At 72.9% G+C, this 17,667-nt stretch carries 17 protein-coding genes; 11 read left to right on the plus strand and 6 right to left on the minus strand.

The window, feature by feature from the left end:
• Window positions 1-51 precede the first annotated feature (51 nt).
• From cobM to cobC, 5 genes are all read left to right on the plus strand, one after another.
• Window positions 52-870, plus strand: a complete 819-nt coding sequence (cobM, locus tag ACZ7DE_RS20055; protein ID WP_470762992.1) for a precorrin-4 C(11)-methyltransferase — start codon at window positions 52-54, stop codon at window positions 868-870.
• 5 nt (window positions 871-875) lie between these two features.
• Complete coding sequence (gene cbiE / locus ACZ7DE_RS20060; RefSeq protein ID WP_470763604.1) at window positions 876-2,120, plus strand: precorrin-6y C5,15-methyltransferase (decarboxylating) subunit CbiE; 1,245 nt, start codon at window positions 876-878, stop codon at window positions 2,118-2,120.
• The gene (gene cobJ, locus ACZ7DE_RS20065; RefSeq protein WP_470762993.1) at window positions 2,117-3,832 is read left to right on the plus strand and encodes a precorrin-3B C(17)-methyltransferase; all 1,716 of its coding nucleotides are present in this window, start codon (window positions 2,117-2,119) and stop codon (window positions 3,830-3,832) included. The genes cbiE and cobJ overlap by 4 nt, the downstream gene beginning before the upstream one ends.
• A gap of 73 nt (window positions 3,833-3,905) precedes the next feature.
• Complete coding sequence (locus ACZ7DE_RS20070) at window positions 3,906-4,832, plus strand: sirohydrochlorin chelatase (protein WP_470762995.1); 927 nt, start codon at window positions 3,906-3,908, stop codon at window positions 4,830-4,832.
• Window positions 4,822-5,895: an Rv2231c family pyridoxal phosphate-dependent protein CobC gene (gene cobC / locus ACZ7DE_RS20075; protein WP_470762996.1), complete on the plus strand. Its 1,074-nt coding sequence runs from the start codon at window positions 4,822-4,824 to the stop codon at window positions 5,893-5,895. The genes ACZ7DE_RS20070 and cobC overlap by 11 nt, the downstream gene beginning before the upstream one ends.
• 503 nt (window positions 5,896-6,398) lie before the next feature.
• Here cobC and ACZ7DE_RS20080 read toward each other — a convergent pair.
• The 5 genes from ACZ7DE_RS20080 to ACZ7DE_RS20100 form a co-directional block, all read right to left on the minus strand.
• Window positions 6,399-7,388, minus strand: a complete 990-nt coding sequence (locus ACZ7DE_RS20080) for an SCO1860 family LAETG-anchored protein (protein ID WP_470762997.1) — start codon at window positions 7,386-7,388, stop codon at window positions 6,399-6,401.
• 164 nt (window positions 7,389-7,552) lie between these two features.
• Window positions 7,553-8,644, minus strand: coding sequence for an amidohydrolase family protein (locus tag ACZ7DE_RS20085; protein ID WP_470762999.1), 1,092 nt, complete (start codon window positions 8,642-8,644; stop codon window positions 7,553-7,555).
• A gap of 19 nt (window positions 8,645-8,663) precedes the next feature.
• A complete protein-coding gene (locus tag ACZ7DE_RS20090) occupies window positions 8,664-9,458 on the minus strand; it encodes an amino acid ABC transporter ATP-binding protein (RefSeq protein ID WP_470763003.1) in 795 nt (264 codons plus the stop codon).
• Entirely contained in the window at window positions 9,455-10,288 is an 834-nt protein-coding gene (locus tag ACZ7DE_RS20095) for an amino acid ABC transporter permease (protein WP_470763006.1), read from the minus strand. The genes ACZ7DE_RS20090 and ACZ7DE_RS20095 overlap by 4 nt, the downstream gene beginning before the upstream one ends.
• 4 nt (window positions 10,289-10,292) lie before the next feature.
• Complete coding sequence (locus ACZ7DE_RS20100; RefSeq protein WP_470763008.1) at window positions 10,293-11,156, minus strand: transporter substrate-binding domain-containing protein; 864 nt, start codon at window positions 11,154-11,156, stop codon at window positions 10,293-10,295.
• A gap of 174 nt (window positions 11,157-11,330) precedes the next feature.
• On the opposite strand from ACZ7DE_RS20100, the gene ACZ7DE_RS20105 reads away from it, so the two are divergent.
• From ACZ7DE_RS20105 to thpD, 6 genes are all read left to right on the plus strand, one after another.
• Window positions 11,331-12,431, plus strand: a complete 1,101-nt coding sequence (locus ACZ7DE_RS20105) for a pyridoxal-phosphate-dependent aminotransferase family protein (RefSeq protein ID WP_470763606.1) — start codon at window positions 11,331-11,333, stop codon at window positions 12,429-12,431.
• A 36-nt stretch (window positions 12,432-12,467) separates the two neighbouring features.
• Window positions 12,468-12,995: a DinB family protein gene (locus ACZ7DE_RS20110; RefSeq protein WP_470763010.1), complete on the plus strand. Its 528-nt coding sequence runs from the start codon at window positions 12,468-12,470 to the stop codon at window positions 12,993-12,995.
• A 282-nt stretch (window positions 12,996-13,277) separates the two neighbouring features.
• Window positions 13,278-13,784, plus strand: a complete 507-nt coding sequence (gene ectA / locus ACZ7DE_RS20115; protein ID WP_470763012.1) for a diaminobutyrate acetyltransferase — start codon at window positions 13,278-13,280, stop codon at window positions 13,782-13,784.
• A gap of 56 nt (window positions 13,785-13,840) precedes the next feature.
• Window positions 13,841-15,112: a diaminobutyrate--2-oxoglutarate transaminase gene (ectB, locus tag ACZ7DE_RS20120; RefSeq protein ID WP_470763014.1), complete on the plus strand. Its 1,272-nt coding sequence runs from the start codon at window positions 13,841-13,843 to the stop codon at window positions 15,110-15,112.
• A 57-nt stretch (window positions 15,113-15,169) separates the two neighbouring features.
• The gene (locus ACZ7DE_RS20125) at window positions 15,170-15,583 is read left to right on the plus strand and encodes an ectoine synthase (protein ID WP_470763016.1); all 414 of its coding nucleotides are present in this window, start codon (window positions 15,170-15,172) and stop codon (window positions 15,581-15,583) included.
• Window positions 15,580-16,467: an ectoine hydroxylase gene (thpD, locus tag ACZ7DE_RS20130; protein WP_470763018.1), complete on the plus strand. Its 888-nt coding sequence runs from the start codon at window positions 15,580-15,582 to the stop codon at window positions 16,465-16,467. Before ACZ7DE_RS20125 ends, thpD begins: the two co-directional genes overlap by 4 nt.
• A gap of 119 nt (window positions 16,468-16,586) precedes the next feature.
• Here thpD and ACZ7DE_RS20135 read toward each other — a convergent pair whose 3' ends face one another.
• Complete coding sequence (locus ACZ7DE_RS20135; RefSeq protein ID WP_470763020.1) at window positions 16,587-17,639, minus strand: aminotransferase class V-fold PLP-dependent enzyme; 1,053 nt, start codon at window positions 17,637-17,639, stop codon at window positions 16,587-16,589.
• Window positions 17,640-17,667 lie beyond the last annotated feature (28 nt).

A 17,667-nucleotide genomic window follows, 5' to 3' on the forward strand; every position in this document is an offset into this window, starting at 1 on the left:
GCCGACCCCGGTAAAGCACGTACGAAGCCCGTTATGAGAGGACCCGAACCCATGGCCGATGCCCCCACCGGCAAGGTGACCTTCGTCGGCGCCGGCCCCGGCGCCGCCGACCTGCTGACGTTCCGCGCCGCGCGTGCCATCGCCGAGGCCGACGTCGTGATCTGGGCCGCGAGCCTGGTCCAGGCGGAGGTCCTCGAACACGCGCGTGAGGGGGCGGAGATCCTCGACTCGGCGACGATGTCCCTGGAGGACGTGGTGGCCGTCTACGAGCGGGCGCGCGCCGAGGGCCTGAAGGTCGCCCGCATCCACTCCGGGGACCCCGCCCTGTGGGGCGGCACGCAGGAGCAGCTCGACCGGTGCGAGGAGATCGGCGTCGAGACCGAGATCGTGCCCGGCGTCTCCTCCTTCTCGGCCGTCGCCGCGCTGGCCCGTCGCGAGCTGACGATCCCCGAGGTCGCGCAGTCCGTCGTCCTGACCCGCCTCGGCGGCGGCAAGACGCCGATGCCGCCCGGCGAGGAGGTACGCGAGTTCGCCAAGCACGGCACCACCATGGCGGTCTTCCTGTCGGCCGCGCGCAGTGGGCAGCTCGTGCGGGAGCTGCTGGAGGGCGGGTATCCGACCTCGACCCCGGTCGTCGTCGCCTACCAGGCGACCTGGCCGGAGGAACTGGTCGTGAAGTGCACGATCGAGACGCTGGAGGAGACGGTCAAGGAGCACAAGCTCTGGAAGCACACCCTCTTCCTGGTCGGTCCGGCCCTCGACGCGCACGGAACCCGCTCGCACCTGTACCACCCCGGTCACTTCCACGGCTATCGCAAGGCCGACCCGGAGGCCCGCCGGGCGCTGCGGACGCGGGGTGCGAGTACGTGAGCCGTCTGATCACGGTGGTCGGCACGGGGACGGGCGCGCCGCCTCCCCCCGACGTGCTGGCCGGGGCCGAGCTCGTCGTGGGAGGGCGGCGGCATCTGGACGCCGTGGCACTGCCCGCGACCGTCGAGCGGATCGTGCTCGGTCCGCTGGCGCCGGCCCTGGACGCCGTGGAGGCGTACGTCGGCAAGGAGCGTCGCGTGGTGGTGCTGGCCTCGGGCGACCCCGGGTTCTTCGGGATCGTGCGGGCGCTGGCCGAGCGGTTCGGGCCGCGTCGGCTGGACGTCCGGCCCGGTGTCTCCTCGGTGGCGGCCGCCTTCGCGCGGATCGGGCTGACCTGGGACGACGCCGTGGTCGTCAGCGCGCACGGGCGCAATGCGCGGACGGCCGTCAACATGTGCCGGGCGTACCCGAAGACGGCCGTGCTGACCGGGCCGGGCGCCGGTCCCGCCGAGCTGGGCGCCGCGCTCGCCCGCAGCGCGCCCGACCGGACGCTGGTCGTGGCCCGCGCGCTGGGCGAACCGGGGCGCGAGAGCGTGGAGCGGGTCTCGCCCGCGGAGGCCGCCGGACGCGACTGGGGGACGGCCGTGAGCGTCGTGCTGTGCCTGGACGAGACGCGGGCGCTGGGCCCCGTGCGGACCGTCGCCGGGCCGCAGGCCGGTCCCGCCGGATGGGCGCTGGCCGAGGACGACTTCGCGCACCGCGACTCGATGATCACCAAGTTCGAGGTGCGGGCGCTGGCCCTGGCCCGGCTCGGGCCGCGCCCCGGCGACCTGGTCTGGGACGTGGGCTCCGGGTCGGGATCCGTGGCCGTGGAGTGCGCGCGGCTCGGGGCCGCCGTCAGCGCGGTCGAGAAGGCGGCGGACGGGGTGGCACGCATCCGCGCCAACGCCCGCGCCCACGGCGTCGACGTGCAGGTCGTCCATGGCGCGGCGCCCGACGTGCTGGCCGGGCTCGACGACCCCGACGCGGTGTTCGTCGGCGGCGGGGGGCGCGAGCTGCCCGGCATCGTCGACGTGTGCGCCCGGCGGGCCCGCCGGGCCGTCGTCGTCGCGGTGGCCGCGCTCGACCGGGTGCCCGCGGTGCGCGCCGCGCTCGACGGCGCCGGGTTCGACTCCGGCGGGGTGCTGCTGCAGTCCTCGCGGCTGGCGCCGCTGCCGGGGAACGTGACCCGGCTGGCGGCGACCAATCCGGTTTTCCTGCTGTGGGGTGTCCGGCCTCAAGCGTTCACTGATGAAGGAGTTGCCCTGTGATCGGCCTCATTTCCGCCACCGCGGCGGGGGCGGCGGCACGCGACCGGCTGGCCGCGGCGTGGCCGGACCGCACGCGCGTGTACGAGGGTCCCGTCGGGGACGCCGTACGGGCCGCGTTCGCGGAGTGCGAGCAGCTCGTGTGCTTTCTGGCGACCGGGGCCGTCGTACGGCTCGTGGCGCCGCTGCTGGGGGACAAGAAGACCGACCCGGGTGTGGTGTGCGTCGACGAGGCCGGGCGGTTCGCCGTCTCGCTGGTCGGCGGGCACGGTGGCGGCGCCAACGAACTCGCCGTGCGGGTGGGCGGGTTGCTGGGCGCCGAGCCCGTGGTGACCACGGCGACGGACGCCGTCGGCGTTCCCGGCCTGGACACGCTCGGTCTCCCCGTCGAGGGCGACGTCGCCGGTGTGACGCGGGCCCTGCTGGACGGAGAGCCGGTCGCACTGGAGGTGGAGACGGCGTGGCCGCTGCCGCCGCTGCCGTTCGCGGCGCGGGGCCGCACGCAGGACGCTCCTGTCGTCCGGCTGACGGACCGCGCGGCCGAACCCGCCGACGGTGAGGTGCTGTTGCGTCCGCCCTCCCTCGTCGTCGGCGTCGGCGCGTCCCGGGGCGTCCCGGTCGACGAGGTGCTCGGCCTGGTCGAGGACGCGTTGCGGGACGCGGGACTGTCCGCGCGCAGCCTCGCCGAGCTCGCCACCGTGGACGCCAAGCGCGACGAGCCCGGCATCGTCGAGGCGGCCGCCCGGCTCGGGGTGCCCGTGGTGACGTACCGCGCCGAGGAGCTGGCGAAGGTCGAGGTGCCCAACCCCTCCGACGCCCCCCTCACCGCCGTCGGCACCCCGTCCGTCGCCGAGGCCTCCGCACTCGCCCGCGGCGGTGAACTCCTCGTCCCCAAGCGGAAGTCGGCGCGGGCGGACGGGCACGCCTCGATGGCCACCTGTGCCGTCGTACGGCGCCCCGCGCGCGGGCGGCTCGCGGTCGTCGGGCTCGGTCCCGGCGCCCGCGACCTGCTCACCCCGCGCGCCACGGCCGAGCTGCGGCGGGCCTCGGTGCTCGTCGGGCTCGACCAGTACGTCGACCAGATCCGCGACCTGCTGCGGCCGGGCACCCGGATCCTGGAGTCGGGTCTGGGCGCCGAGGAGGAGCGCGCCCGCACGGCCGTCGAGGAGGCCCGGCGCGGGCAGGCCGTCGCGCTGATCGGCAGCGGGGACGCGGGCGTGTACGCCATGGCGTCGCCGGCGCTCGCCGAGGCGTCCGACGACATCGACGTGGTCGGGGTGCCGGGCGTGACGGCCGCGCTGGCGGCCGGCGCGATCCTCGGTGCGCCGCTCGGCCACGACCATGTGTCGATCAGCCTGTCCGACCTGCACACGCCGTGGGAGGTCATCGAGCGGCGGGTGCGGGCCGCGGCGGAGGCCGACATCGTGGTCACGTTCTACAACCCCCGCTCCCGGGGCCGCGACTGGCAGCTGCCCAAGGCGCTGTCGATCCTCGCCGAGCACCGGGAGCCGACGACGCCGGTGGGCGTCGTGCGCAACGCGTCCCGGCCCGACGGAACCAGCCGGCTGACCACGCTGGCCGAGCTCGACCCGGCATGGGTCGACATGATGACGGTCGTGACCGTGGGCAACACGGCGACCCGCGACATCGCGGGTCGCATGGTCACGCCCCGCGGCTACCGCTGGCAGGAAGCCTCCCCGGGGGAGGTCCGGTGAGGCGCACGCCCGGCGCCGGCCCGGCGCACGACACCCCGCCGCACCCATCCGTGACAGACACCGAGGAGAAACAGTGACCACCCCGCCGCCCGCCCTGCTCATCGCCGGCCACGGCACCCGGGACGAGGCCGGAGCCGAGGCGTTCCGGGACTTCGTACGGGAGCTGGGCCGCCGCCATCCCGAACTGCCCGTCGCGGGCGGCTTCATCGAGCTGTCCCCGCCGCCGCTGGGCGAGGCGGTGACGGAGCTGGTGGAGCGCGGCGTGCGCCGCTTCGCCGCCGTCCCGCTGATGCTGGTGTCCGCCGGTCACGCCAAGGGCGACATCCCGGCCGCCCTGTCCCGCGAGAAGGAGCGCCACCCGGGGATCTCGTACACGTACGGGCGTCCGCTGGGCCCGCACCCGGCCCTGCTGAGGGTGCTGGAGCGACGGCTGGCCGAGGCGCTGGGCGCGGCGGGGCGGACCCCCGAGGACCTGGCCGACGTGACCGTGCTGCTGGTCGGGCGCGGGTCGACGGACCCGGACGCGAACGCCGAGGTGTACAAGGCGGCGCGGCTGTTGTGGGAGGGACGCGGCTACGCGGGCGTGGAGACGGCGTTCGTGTCGCTGGCCGCGCCGGACGTGCCGAGCGGGCTCGACCGGTGCGTGAAGCTGGGCGCGCGGCGGATCGTCGTCCTGCCGTACTTCCTGTTCACCGGGATCCTGCCGGACCGGGTGCGGCAGCAGACCGAGGGGTGGGCGGCCGCGCACCCGGAGGTCGAGGTGCGCTCGGCGGACGTCATCGGTCCCGAGCCGGAGCTGCTCGACCTGGTGATGGAGCGGTACGCGGAGGCCGTCAAGGGAGACCTGCGGATGAACTGCGACTCGTGCGTGTACCGGATCGCGCTGCCGGGGTTCGAGGACAAGGTGGGGCTGCCCCAGCAGCCGCACTTCCACCCGGACGACGACGGACATCACCACGACGGGCATCACCACGGGCACTCGCACTCCCATGCGCACTGAGGAGCACGCCGACGGGCACGACCTGCGCCACCACGGGGACGCCGAGGTGCGCGGCGACGGTTCGGCGCTCGTCGACCTCGCCGTGAACGTCCGCGCGGACACGCCCCCGCGCTGGCTGCGCGAGCGCATCGCCGCCTCGCTCGGCGGCCTCGCGGCGTACCCGGACGGGCGGGCCGCGCGGGCGGCGGTCGCGGCGCGGCACGGGCTGCCCGTGGAGCGCGTGCTGCTGACGGCGGGTGCGGCGGAGGCGTTCGTGCTGCTGGCGCGCGCCCTGAAGGTCCGGCGGCCGGTCGTGGTGCACCCGCAGTTCACCGAGCCGGAGGCGGCGCTGCTGGACGCCGGGCACAGCGTGGGCCGGGTGCTGCTGCGGGAGGAGGACGGCTTCCAACTGGATCCCGCGGCCGTCCCCGAGGACGCCGACCTGGTGGTGATCGGCAATCCGACGAACCCGACCTCGGTGCTGCATCCGGCGCGGACGGTCCGGCGGCTGGCCCGGGCCGGGCGGACGCTGGTGGTCGACGAGGCGTTCATGGACGCGGTGCCGGGCGAGCGGGAGGCGCTCGCCGGGGCGACGGACGTGCCCGGTCTCGTCGTGCTGCGCAGCCTGACGAAGACCTGGGGACTGGCGGGGCTGCGGATCGGGTACGTCCTCGCCGAGCCGGAGACGATCGCCGAGCTGGAGCGGGCACAGCCGCTCTGGCCGGTGTCCTCGCCGGCCCTGGCGGCGGCGGAGGCGTGCATGGGGGCGCAGGCGCTGGCGGAGGCGGCGCACGCGGCGCACCGGGTCGCCGCGGACCGGGCGCATCTCGTCGCCGGTCTGGAGGAGTTCGCCTGCGACGGGCTGCGGGTCGTGGGGCCCGCGGACGGCCCCTTCGTCCTCGTCCGGCTGCCCCGGGCCGCCGCCGTCCGCCGACGGCTGCGCACCCTTGGCTTCGCGGTCCGGCGCGGGGACACTTTCCCCGGGCTGGACGAGGAGTGGCTGCGGCTGGCGGTACGGGACCGGCCGACGGTGAACCGTTTCCTCCAGGCCCTGGACCAGGCCCTGGCGCTGACCCGGGAGTAAGGGGGACCGGGTCGGGGACAGCCCGGGGACCGACCGCCGACCCGGCCCCGACCCGGACGGGGGCCGGCCGCCGACCCGGACGGGGACCACGCAGGGACCGGACGCCGACCCAGCCCCCGACCCGGACGGGGACCACGCGCGGACCCGCCGCCGCCCCGGACGGGGACCACACAGGGACCGGACGCCGACCCGGACGGGGACCACGCAGGGACCGGACGCCGACCCGGACGGGGACCACGCAGGGACCGGACGCCGACCCGGACGGGGACCACGCGCGGACCCGCCGCCGCCCCGGACGGGGACCGCGTAGGGGCCGGCCGCCGACCAGAGCGGGGGAGGACGGGGACCGGACGCCGACCCGGGCGAGGACAGAACGAGGACCGGGCCGCCGACCGGGGCAGGGACCTGCGCGCGGACCGGGTCGGGGACGGAACGGGGGCCGCGCGGGGACCGGGCACGGCCCGCCGGGGGACGTCCGGGGGCCGTGCCCTCATCCCGCCCCGTCAGCCGCGGCGGCGGGCCAGAGCCACCGCTCCCCCACCCGCGAGCAGCAGCGCCACGGCGCCGCCCGCGACGTACGGGGTCGCCGTACCCCCGCCGGTCTGCGCCAGGTCCGCCCGGGCGGGCGCGCCCTGGGCCCTGACGTCGCCGGCCGGGGCCGCGGCGCTCGGCCCGGAGGCCTGCTCCTGACCCTGACCCTGACCCTGGTCCTGGTCCTTCTGTCGGTCCTCGTTCTGTTCCGGACCCTGGTGTTCCGGCTGCCGCGCCGCGGGCGTCTCGCAGGTCGCCCTCGCCAGGGTCAGGGTGCCCGTGACCTCGGCGACGCCCAGCTTCAACGGGTTGACGGAGACGGTGAGTTCGAGGGCGGTGGCGGCGGCCGTGCGGGTGGTCGTCGCCCGCCGGGAGAGGTCCAGACGGACCTCTCCCACGCCCGGGACCTTCACGTCGGTCGTGCCGCCCGTGCTGACCGACACCTTCTTGCCCAGGACCGTCAGCGAGCCGAGCAGGTTGGAGACGGCGACCGGCGCCCTGCCGGCCTCGCAGGTCGCCTTCGAGGTGACCGTGCCGACCTCCACGAGGGAGAGCAGCGGGAGGCCGGGGACGTGCACCCTGGCGTGGGCGAGGCGGGTGGACGCCTCGGCCTTCGTGCCGTCGGCCGTCGCCTTCGCCTCGGCGACGTCCGCGCGCAGGACGCTGAAGGGCTTTCCGCCGTCGACGCCGTCCAGCTCGGCCGTCAGCGCGGTCTTCTCGGCGCTTCGCGGCGCGTGCACCTCGTTGAGGGAGACGGCTAGCGGGACCTCGGCGGTCTTGCCGAGCAGGGCCACGTCGAGGCCGGTGCGCAGGACGGACGCGCTCGCGCGGGCCCGGCCGTCGGTCGCGTGGGCGGCGCCCGCGCCGGCCAGGGCCGCGGGACCCGCGGCCAGGGCCGTGGCCGCCACGACGACGGCGACGCGACGGGCGCGTGCGGGCATGCGGAAGGTGTTGCCGTTCAAGGGTGGGACCCCCAGAAGAGACGCTTCGGGACCCCGCAAGAATCGCGTACGAAGGGTGAACGGTCAGCAGGCTGACGCGAGTTCACCCCTTCGTGGATTTTCCGTGCACGTCTTCGAATCCACCGGCACGTGCGTTCCCCTGGTCCTCCCGCGCACCACCGTCCTCAGCTCACCACCACCCCGTCCAGCACCACCCGGCGCGGCGCCGCCAGCACCCGTACGTCCGCGCGCGGGTCCGTCTCGTAGACCACCAGATCCGCCGGAGCGCCCTCGTCCAGACCGGGGCGTCCGAGCCACTCGCGTGCGCCCCAACTCGCCGCCGAGAGCGCCTTGCGCGGCGGGATGCCCGCCGTGACCAGTTCCGCGACCTCCGCGGCCACCAGACCGTGCGGCAGTGTGCCGCCGGCGTCCGTGCCGACGAAGACCGCGATGCCGGCGTCGTGGGCGTCGCGCACGGTGTCGTAACGGCGTTCGTGAAGCCGGCGCATATGGGCCGACCAGCGGGGGAACTTGGCCTCGCCGCCGGCGGCGAGGTCCGGGAATGTCGCGATGTTCACGAGGGTCGGGACGATCGCCACGCCGCGTTCGACGAACAGCGGGATCAGTTCCTGGGTGAGGCCCGTGGCGTGCTCGATGCAGTCGATGCCGGACTCGACCAGGTCGCGCAGCGAGTTCTCGGCGAAGCAGTGGGCGGTGACCCGCGCGCCCAGCCGGTGGGCCTCCGCGATGGCCGCCTCGGCCGCCTCCCGCGGCCAGCTGGGGGCGAGGTCGCCCGCCTCGCGGTCGATCCAGTCGCCGACCAGCTTGACCCAGCCGTCGCCGCGCCGGGCCTCCCGCGCGACGTGGGCGACCAGGCCGTCGGGCTCGGTCTCGTGGGCGTAGCCGCGGATGTAGCGGCGGGTGCGGGCGATGTGCCGGCCCGCGCGGATGATCTTCGGGAGGTCCGCGCGGTCGTCGACCCACCGGGTGTCCGAGGGCGAGCCGGCGTCCCGGATCAACAGGGCGCCCGCCTCGCGGTCGGTCAGCGCCTGTTTCTCGGCGACGTCCGGCTCGACCGGCCCGTGCGCGCCGAGGCCGACATGGCAGTGGGCGTCGACGAGGCCGGGCAGCGCCCAGCCCTCGACCACGCGCACGTCGCGGGCGCCGGCGGGACGGTCGTAGGAGATCCGGCCGCCGACGACCCACAGCTCGTCGCGGACGTCGTCGGGTCCGGTCAGGACCCGGCCCTTCACGTGCAGCACCGGGTGATCGCTCATGTACGGCACTGTAGTGAGGCTACTTTCCGGGGCCGCCCACCTGGTCGGACCTCTCCTCCTCCACCTCGGCCATCGCCGGGTCGAGGAGGCGGGAGAGGAAGTGGCGGGTGCGCTCGTGGGCGGGGGCGCCGATGACCCGGGCGGGGGCGCCGTCCTCGACGATCACGCCGCCGTCCATGAAGACGACCCGGTCGGCGACCTCGCGCGCGAAGGTCATCTCGTGGGTGACGACCATCATCGTCATGCCCTCGTCGGCCAGCATGCGCATGACGGCCAGGACGTCGCCCACCAGTTCCGGGTCGAGCGCCGACGTCGGCTCGTCGAAGAGCATCACCTCGGGCCCCATGGCCAGGGCGCGGGCGATGGCGACCCGCTGCTGCTGGCCGCCGGAGAGGGAGGCGGGGTAGGCGGTCGCCTTCTCCGACAGGCCCACGCGTTCCAGGTTCTCGGCGGCCACCTTCGCCGCCTCCGCCTTGCCGCGCCCGAGCACCCGGCGCTGCGGCAGCGTGAGGTTCTCGGTCACGGACAGGTGCGGGAAGAGGTTGAACTGCTGGAAGACCATGCCGATACGACGTCGTACGGCGTCGATGTCGACGTCGGGGTCGGTCAGTTCGGTGCCGCCGACGAAGACCTGTCCCCCGGTCGGCTCCTCCAGCAGGTTCACGCAGCGCAGCAGCGTCGACTTGCCGGAGCCGGACGGCCCGATGACACAGACGACCTCGCCCCGGCCGACTTCCAGGTCGATGCCCCGCAGCACCTGGTTGTCGCCGAACGACTTGTGCAGGCCGCGTACTTCGATCTCGGGTCGGCTCATTTCACGGCCTCCTGGGCCTTCGCCTCCATACGGCGCACGACGAAGCCGAGCGGGATGGTCACCAGCAGGTAGCACAGGCCGGCGACCAGGATCGGCGTGGAGTTGGCGGTGGTGCTGGCCAGGTCACGGCCGTACTTGGACAGTTCACGCTCCTCCAGTGTCACTCCGAGGAGCAGCACCAGGGACGAGTCCTTGAAGAGCATGATGAGCTCGTTGGTGAGCGGCGGGAGGATGATCCGGAAGGCCTGCGGGATGATGACCGAGACCATCGCGCGCGCGGGCGAGAACCCCAGCGAGCGCGCGGCCTCCATCTGCCCCTTGGGCACGGCCTGGATGCCCGCGCGGAACGTCTCCGCCATGTACGCGGCGCCGATCAGCCCGAGCCCGAGGGCCGCCTTGCCGTAGGTGCCGCCGACGATCTCCGTGCCGGGGAAGGCCAGCGGCACGGCCACACCGATGAAGACGAAGATCAGCAGGGCGGGCAGGCCGCGGAAGATCTCGATGTAGACGCCGGCCAGCCAGCGGTAGGGCCCCACCGAGGACAGCCGCATCAGCGCGACGACCAGACCGAGCACCAGGCCGAGGACGAAGCCGGACACCGTGTACAGCACGGTGTTCTTCAACGCGAGCGTGATGACGTCCGGGAACATCTGCCGCGCGATGTCCCACTGGGCGAACTGGTTCTTCAGCCGTCCCCAGTCGGCCGTGACCGCGAACACGATCACGGCGGCGACGAAGACGACGTACTGCGCGCCCCGCGAGAGGCTGCGCTTCTGCCGCCGCGTCAGGCCCTTCTTCTTCGGCTGGAGGGGTACGTCCGTGTCGGCCATGGGGTCAGGACGCCGGGGCGGAGGCGGACGGGGAGGCGACCGACTCGTCGTAGGGGCCGATCCACTTCTCGTACAGCTTCTTGTAGGTGCCGTCGGCCTTCGCGTCGGCGAGCGCCTTGTTGATCGCCGTGGCCAGCTCGGTGTTGCCCTTCTTCACCGTGAAGCCGTACTGCTCGCCGGTGTTGAGGTTGTCGACGACCTTGAAGGCGTCCGCGTTGGCCTTGTCCTTCAGCCAGCCCTGGACGACCGGGTAGTCGATGATCACGGCCTTGACCTGGCCGGTGCGCAGGCCGTTGAGGACGGCGTCGGAGGACTCGAAGGAGACCGGGTCGAAGCCCTGCTTCTTGGCGTAGTCCTCGCCGGTGGTCTGCGCCTGGGCGCCGAGCTTGACGTTCTTGGACTTCACGTCGGCGAGCGAGGCGACGCCCGCGCCCTTGTCGACCAGGACGGCCTGGGTGGCGTCGAAGTACGGGTCGGAGAAGTCGACGTTCTTCTTGCGCTCGTCGGTGATGGTCATGCCGGCCGCGGCCAGGTCGCACTGGCCGGAGTTGAGGAAGGCGCCGGTCTTGAAGTTCTCGAAGGGGGTGTCGAGGATCTCCTGCTTCACGCCGAGGTTCTTGGCGACGAGGTCGATCAGGGACACGTCGAAGCCCTGCACCGTGCCGCCGATCTCCGACTGGAAGGGCGGGTAGGGCAGGTGGGTGCAGGTGGTGAGCTGGCCCGCCTTGACGAGCTCGACCCCGCCGGCGGCGGTCTTCGAGCCGCTGCCACCGTCGTCGGTGGAGGTGCAGGCGGCCACGAGCATCAGCCCGGCCGTCGCGGTGGTGGCGGCCAGAACGCGGATCCGGCGCCCGGGGAGGGTGTTCACGACGGGCCTTCCTGTAAGGGAACTATGGGTTCCGATTATAAGGAGAAGTTTGACTGTCTCAAATCAAACCGATGGTTACAGAGCTCTTCGACCTAAGAAGTCCGCAGTGGGAAGGGCCCGGCAGCTGCCGGTTACCCTCGTCACCTCTACCCCGTGAGCGAAGAGAGCACCCTCGTGACCCACCCGTTCCTGGACCTCGCCCCGCTGAGCGCCGCACACTTCGCCTCGATCGAGGACCGGGTGGCGCGGCTGCTGGACACCAGGCAGGACGTCGTGATCATGCAGGGCGAGGCGCTGCTGCCGCTGGAGGGGGCGATCCGCGGCACGGCGGGTCCGGGCACGACCGCACTGAACGTGATCACCGGTCCGTACGGGCAGACCTTCGGCGACTGGCTGCGGGACTGCGGCGCGACCGTCGTCGACCTGGCGGTGCCCTTCCACACGGCGGTCACGGCGGCGCGGATCCGGGAGGCGTTCGCCGAGCACCCGGAGATCGACTTCGTGTCGCTGGTGCACGCGGAGGCGGCGACCGGCAACACCAACCCGGTCGCGGAGATCGGCGCGGCGGTGCGGGAGCACGGCGCGCTGTTCTACCTGGACGCGGTGGCCTCGGTCGGGGCCGAGCCGGTGCTGCCGGACGCGTGGGGCGTGGACCTGTGCGTGATCGGCGCGCAGAAGGCGATGGGCGGCCCGGCGGGCGTGTCGGCGGTGTCGGTGAGCGAGCGGGCGTGGGCGCGGATGGCCTCGAACCCGAGGGCGCCGCGCCGCTCGTACCTGTCGCTGCTGGACTGGAAGGAGCGGTGGGTCGACGGGGGCCGCAGGACACTGCTGCACGCGCCGGCGCAGCTGGAGATGCTGGCGCTGGAGGCGTGCGTCGAGCGGATCGAAGCGGAGGGCCTGGAGACGGTGATGGCGCGGCACGCCCGCGCCGCGGCCGCGACGCGGGCCGGTGCGGCGGCGCTGGGCGGCGGGCTGGAGCCTTATGTGCACGACGCGGCGGACGCGGCGCCGGTCGCCACGACGCTGCGCACGCCCTCCGGGGTCGTGGCGTCGGAGTTGGTGGCCCGGGCGCTGGCGGGCGACGCGACCCTGCCGCTGGCGGCGGGCGGGGGCGCGCTGGCCGGGGAGATGATCCGGGTCAACCACTACGGGTCCGACGCGAGCGCGGGGGCGGTGCAGCGGTGCCTGGCCGCACTGGGCGCCGCGCTGGCGGAGCACGGGCTGGACGTGGACCCGGACGCGGCCCGGCGGACCGTGGAGAGCGCCTGGCATTGAGGCCCGGACGCGGGCGCCAACTGTCATGCTGCCCGCATGACCGCCAACACACCGCAGACGCTTCCCGACGGCCGTCCCGTCCCGTTGATGACCGGGGACGAACTCCCCATGCTGGAGAGCTGGCTCGCCTTCCACCGGGCCACTCTCGAGCTGAAGTGCGCGGGTCTTGACGAGCAGCAGGTGCGCTCGCCGTCCGCGGAGCCGTCCGAACTGACGCTGCTGGGCCTCGTCCAGCATCTCGCCGAGGTCGAGCGCAACTGGTTCCAGCGGGCGTTCACCGGGCTCGACGTACCGCCGGTCTTCGAGGAGGCGACCGGGTACGCCCTCGACGCCGGGCGCGGTCTCGACGAGGCGCTGGCCGTCTGGCGGCGGGAGGTCGCGCGCGGGCGCGAGCTGATCGCCGGGCGGTCGCCGCAGGACACCGGCCGGATCCCCGACGGCCCGATGGCGGGCCTCGAGGTCAGCCTGCGCTGGATACTCATCCACATGATCGAGGAGTACGCCCGGCACAACGGACACGCCGACATTCTCCGGGAGCGCATCGACGGGGTGACCGGAGTGTGAATTAGGAGTGATTCCCGAATTCACTGTGACTTTCTTTACCGAGTTTCCTGTCCAACTCATCGGACGGATAGCGTTCCCGAGTTCTTCTGCCCGGATTCCGCGCACCTAAACACGGAGGATTTCCGGCACATCACAATCGCGTGACGCATTGCACAAGCGGGGCGATATGTACCATTTGCACGGTGCAAAAATGGACAAAACAACCTTACGCTTCAGCGGCATCACGGAATCACCACGTCCTCTCCATGCGTTTTTGAATTTCGCTGGGTAAGTTCAATCCGCATGACCGCCACACAAGCAGACCTGCATATCGACCGTCCGTCGGTGGCGGACGGGGCCGCGCTATGGCGTATCGCCAAGGAATCCGGAACGCTCGACCTGAACTCCTCCTACAGCTATCTGCTGTGGTGCCGCGACTTCGCCGCCACCTCGGCGGTGGCGCGGGCGGAGGACGGCACGCCGGTCGGGTTCCTCACCGGGTACGCACGGCCGGAGGACCCCCACACCCTGCTGGTCTGGCAGGTCGCGGTCGACGCCGCGTACCGCGGCCGCGGTCTCGCCGCCGCTCTGCTCGACGGGCTGACCGCGCGGCTCGCCGCCGAGCGCACGCTCACCGCCGTCGAGACCACCATCACGCCGGGCAACACCGCCTCGGAGCGGCTGTTCGCCTCGTTCGCCGAACGGCACGGGGCCGCCGTCACACGGGAAGTGCTGTTCGACACCGGGCTGTTCCCCGACGGCCCGCACGACCCCGAGGTCCTGTACCGCATCGGCCCGCTCGCCTTCTGACCCCCCGCGCCCCACAGCCCCCCTCCTTCCGACCCCACCCCGAGGAGCGTTTCGTCGTGACCATCACCCAGCCCGACCTCAGCGTGTTCGAGACCCTCGAGTCCGAGGTACGCAGCTACTGCCGCGGCTGGCCCGCCGTCTTCGACCGTGCCCAGGGCAGCCTCATGTTCGACGAGGACGGTCACCGCTACCTCGACTTCTTCGCCGGCGCGGGGTCCCTCAACTACGGCCACAACAACCCGGTGCTGAAACGGGCGTTGATCGACTATCTGATGCGGGACGGCGTCACGCACGGGCTCGACATGTCGACCGTCGCCAAACGGACGTTCCTGCAGACCTTCCAGGACCTGGTGCTGCGCCCGCGCGACCTGCCCTACAAGGTCATGTTCCCGGGCCCGACCGGCACCAACGCCGTGGAGTCCGCGCTGAAGCTGGCGCGGAAGGTGAAGGGGCGCGAGGCCATCGTGTCGTTCACCAACGCCTTCCACGGCATGTCCCTCGGGTCGCTCGCCGTCACCGGCAACGCCTTCAAGCGGGCCGGCGCCGGGGTCCCGCTGGTGCACGGGACGCCCATGCCGTTCGACAACTACTTCGACGGCCAGGTCCCCGACTTCCTGTGGTTCGAGCGTCTGCTGGAGGACCAGGGCTCCGGTCTCAACAAGCCGGCGGCCGTGATCGTCGAGACCGTGCAGGGCGAGGGCGGCATCAACGCCGCGCGCCCGGAGTGGCTGCGGGCGCTCAAGGCGCTGTGCGAGCGGCAGGACATGCTGCTGATCGTCGACGACATCCAGATGGGATGCGGGCGCACCGGGGCCTTCTTCTCCTTCGAGGAGGCCGGCATCGTCCCGGACATCGTCACCGTGTCCAAGTCCATCAGCGGCTACGGACTGCCCATGTCGCTCTGCCTGTTCAAGCCGGAGCTGGACGTGTGGGAGCCGGGCGAGCACAACGGCACCTTCCGCGGCAACAACCCGGCCTTCGTCACCGCGACCGCCGCCCTGGAGACCTACTGGGCCGACGGGTCCGCGATGGAGAAGCAGACCCGGGCGCGTGGCGAGCAGGTCGAGCAGGGGCTGATCTCGATCACCGAGGAGAACCTCGCCGACGTCAAGGAGTACCGGGGACGCGGTCTGGTGTGGGGCCTGGAGTTCCACGAGAAGGCGCGGGCCGGACGGGTCGCGAAGCGGGCCTTCGAACTCGGGCTGCTGATCGAGACGTCGGGCCCGGAGAGCGAGGTCGTCAAGCTGCTGCCGGCCCTGACCATCACCCCTGAGGAACTGGACGAGGGTCTGAGCATCGTCGCCCGCGCCGTGCGGGAGACCGTCTGACCCCCTCGGCCCGCGTCCCCCACCCCGCGTCACCTACCTAGGAGGCATCGCACCACCGTGATCGTCCGTTCGTTCAAGGACATCGAAGACACCGACCGACATGTGCGGGCGGCGTCCGGCACGTGGGAGAGCAAACGCATCGTCCTCGCCCGGGAACGGGTCGGGTTCTCGCTGCACGAAACGATTCTGTACGCGGGTACCGAGACGTCGATGCACTACGCGAACCACATCGAGGCCGTCGTCTGCGTCGAGGGCGAGGCCGAGCTGACCGACCACGAGACCGGGCTGACGCACACCATCACGCCCGGCACCATGTACCTCCTCGACGGGCACGAGCGGCACACGCTGCGCGTCAAGGAGGACTTCCGCTGCCTCTGCGTGTTCAACCCGCCCGTGACCGGGCGGGAGGACCACGACGAGAACGGCGTCTACCCCCTGCTGACCGAGCCCGAGGAGGTGCAAGCATCGTGACCACCCTCACCGATCTCTACCCCACCCGTGGCACCACCGAGGTGTCCGTCCCCCGTCAGGACCCTGTGGTCTGGGGCTCTCCCGACACTCCCGGCCCGATCCAGGCCGCCGACCTCCAGGCGTACGAGCGCGACGGCTTCCTGGCCATCGATCAGTTGATCAGCGACGACGAGGTCGCCGTCTGCCGGCGTGAGCTGGAGAAGCTCGTCACGGACCCGGACATCCGGGCGGACGAGCGGTCGATCGTCGAGCCGCGGTCCAAGGAGATCCGGTCCGTCTTCGAGGTGCACAAGCTGAGCCCGGTGTTCGCCGCCCTCGTGCGCGACGAGCGGGTCGTCGGGCGGGCCCGGCAGATCCTCGGCTCGGACGTGTACGTCCACCAGTCGCGGATCAACGTCAAGCCCGGCTTCGGGGCCGGCGGCTTCTACTGGCACTCCGACTTCGAGACCTGGCACGCCGAGGACGGCCTGCCGAACATGCGGACGGTGTCCGTCTCGATCGCGCTGACCGAGAACTTCGACACCAACGGCGGTCTGATGATCATGCCGGGTTCGCACCGCACGTTCCTCGGCTGTGCCGGGGCGACGCCGAAGGACAACTACAAGAAGTCGCTGCAGATGCAGGACGCGGGCACGCCCTCGGACGAGGCGCTCACCGCGATGGCCGGCGACTACGGCATCAAGTTGTTCACGGGCAAGGCGGGTTCGGCGACCTGGTTCGACTGCAACGCCATGCACGGGTCCGGCGACAACATCACGCCCTTCCCGCGCAGCAACGTGTTCATCGTGTTCAACAGTGTGGAGAACACGGCCGTGGAGCCGTTCGCGGCGCCGATCCGCCGGCCGGACTTCATCGGAGCGCGGGACTTCACGCCCGTGACGTGAGCGCCGGCGCGTCCGCCGACGGACGGCAGCCCGACGAGGCCCGTGACACCCTCCCCGACCGGGGTGAGGGAGTCCTGGGCCCGTCGGGCTGCCGTCCGTCGGGCGTCAGGCGTCAGGCGTCAGTCCGACAGGACGTCCAGCAGGCGGTCGACGTCGGCGGGTGTGTTGTACAGGTGGAAGGCGGTGCGCAGGTGGCCGGCCCGGTCCGAGACCTGGATGCCGGCGGCGGCCAGCTCGGGCTGACGGTGGCCGAGTCCGGGCACGGAGACGATCGCGGAGCCGGGCGCGGGAACGGGCTCGCGACCGAGGGCGGCCAGGCCGGCGCGGAAGCGGTCGGCGAGGGACCGGTTGTGGGCGCCGATCGTGGCCACGCCGAGTTCCTCCAGCAGTTCGAGGGAACGGCGCAGCCCGGCGTAGGTGAACAGGGCGGGCGTCAGGTCGAACCGCCGCGCGGAATGGGCGAGTTCGGCCACCGGGCCGTAACAGCTGTCCCAGGGCTGCTCGCCGGCGACCCAGCCCGCAAGGATCGGCGACAGGCCGCCGAAGTCCTCCGGGACCACGAGGAAGGCCGCGCCGTGCGGGCCGAGCAGCCACTTGAAGGAGACGGCGGCGGAGAAGTCGTGGGCGTCGGCGTCCGTCGGCAGCCAGCCCGCGGCCTGCGAGAAGTCGACGTAGGTGCGCGCCCCGTGCGCCCGGGCGGCCTCCCGCAGGGCGGGCAGGTCGGCGATCCGTCCGTCGGCGGACTGGGCGGCGCTGACGGCGACGAGCGCCGTGCCGGGGCGGACGGACTCGGCGATCCGCTCCAGCGGCACGGCGCGGACCTTGAGGTCGCCGCGGACGTGGAACGGGTTCAGCACGGAGGTGAAGTCGCCCTCGGCGGTGAGCACCTCCGCCCCCGCGGGGAGCGAGGCGGCGATCACTCCGGTGTGCGCGGCGACCGAGGCGCCCAGAGCCACCCGGGTGACGGGCACGCCGGCCAGCCGGGCGAACGCGGCCCGGCACGCCTGCACGTCCTCGAACAGCGGGGTCAGCGGCCTGCCCTCGGCCCGCAGCAGCGCCGCCGCGTGCACGGCGGCGACGGTACGGGCGGGCAGCAGGCCGTTGCTGGCGGTGTTCAGGTAGGTGGTCTTCGGGGTGAACTCGGCGCCGACGAGGTGCTCGAAGGTGTTCATGCGTCCACTGTGGGCCCCGCCGGACCTG

It is taken from the genome of Streptomyces sp. NPDC037083 (genome assembly GCF_055606485.1).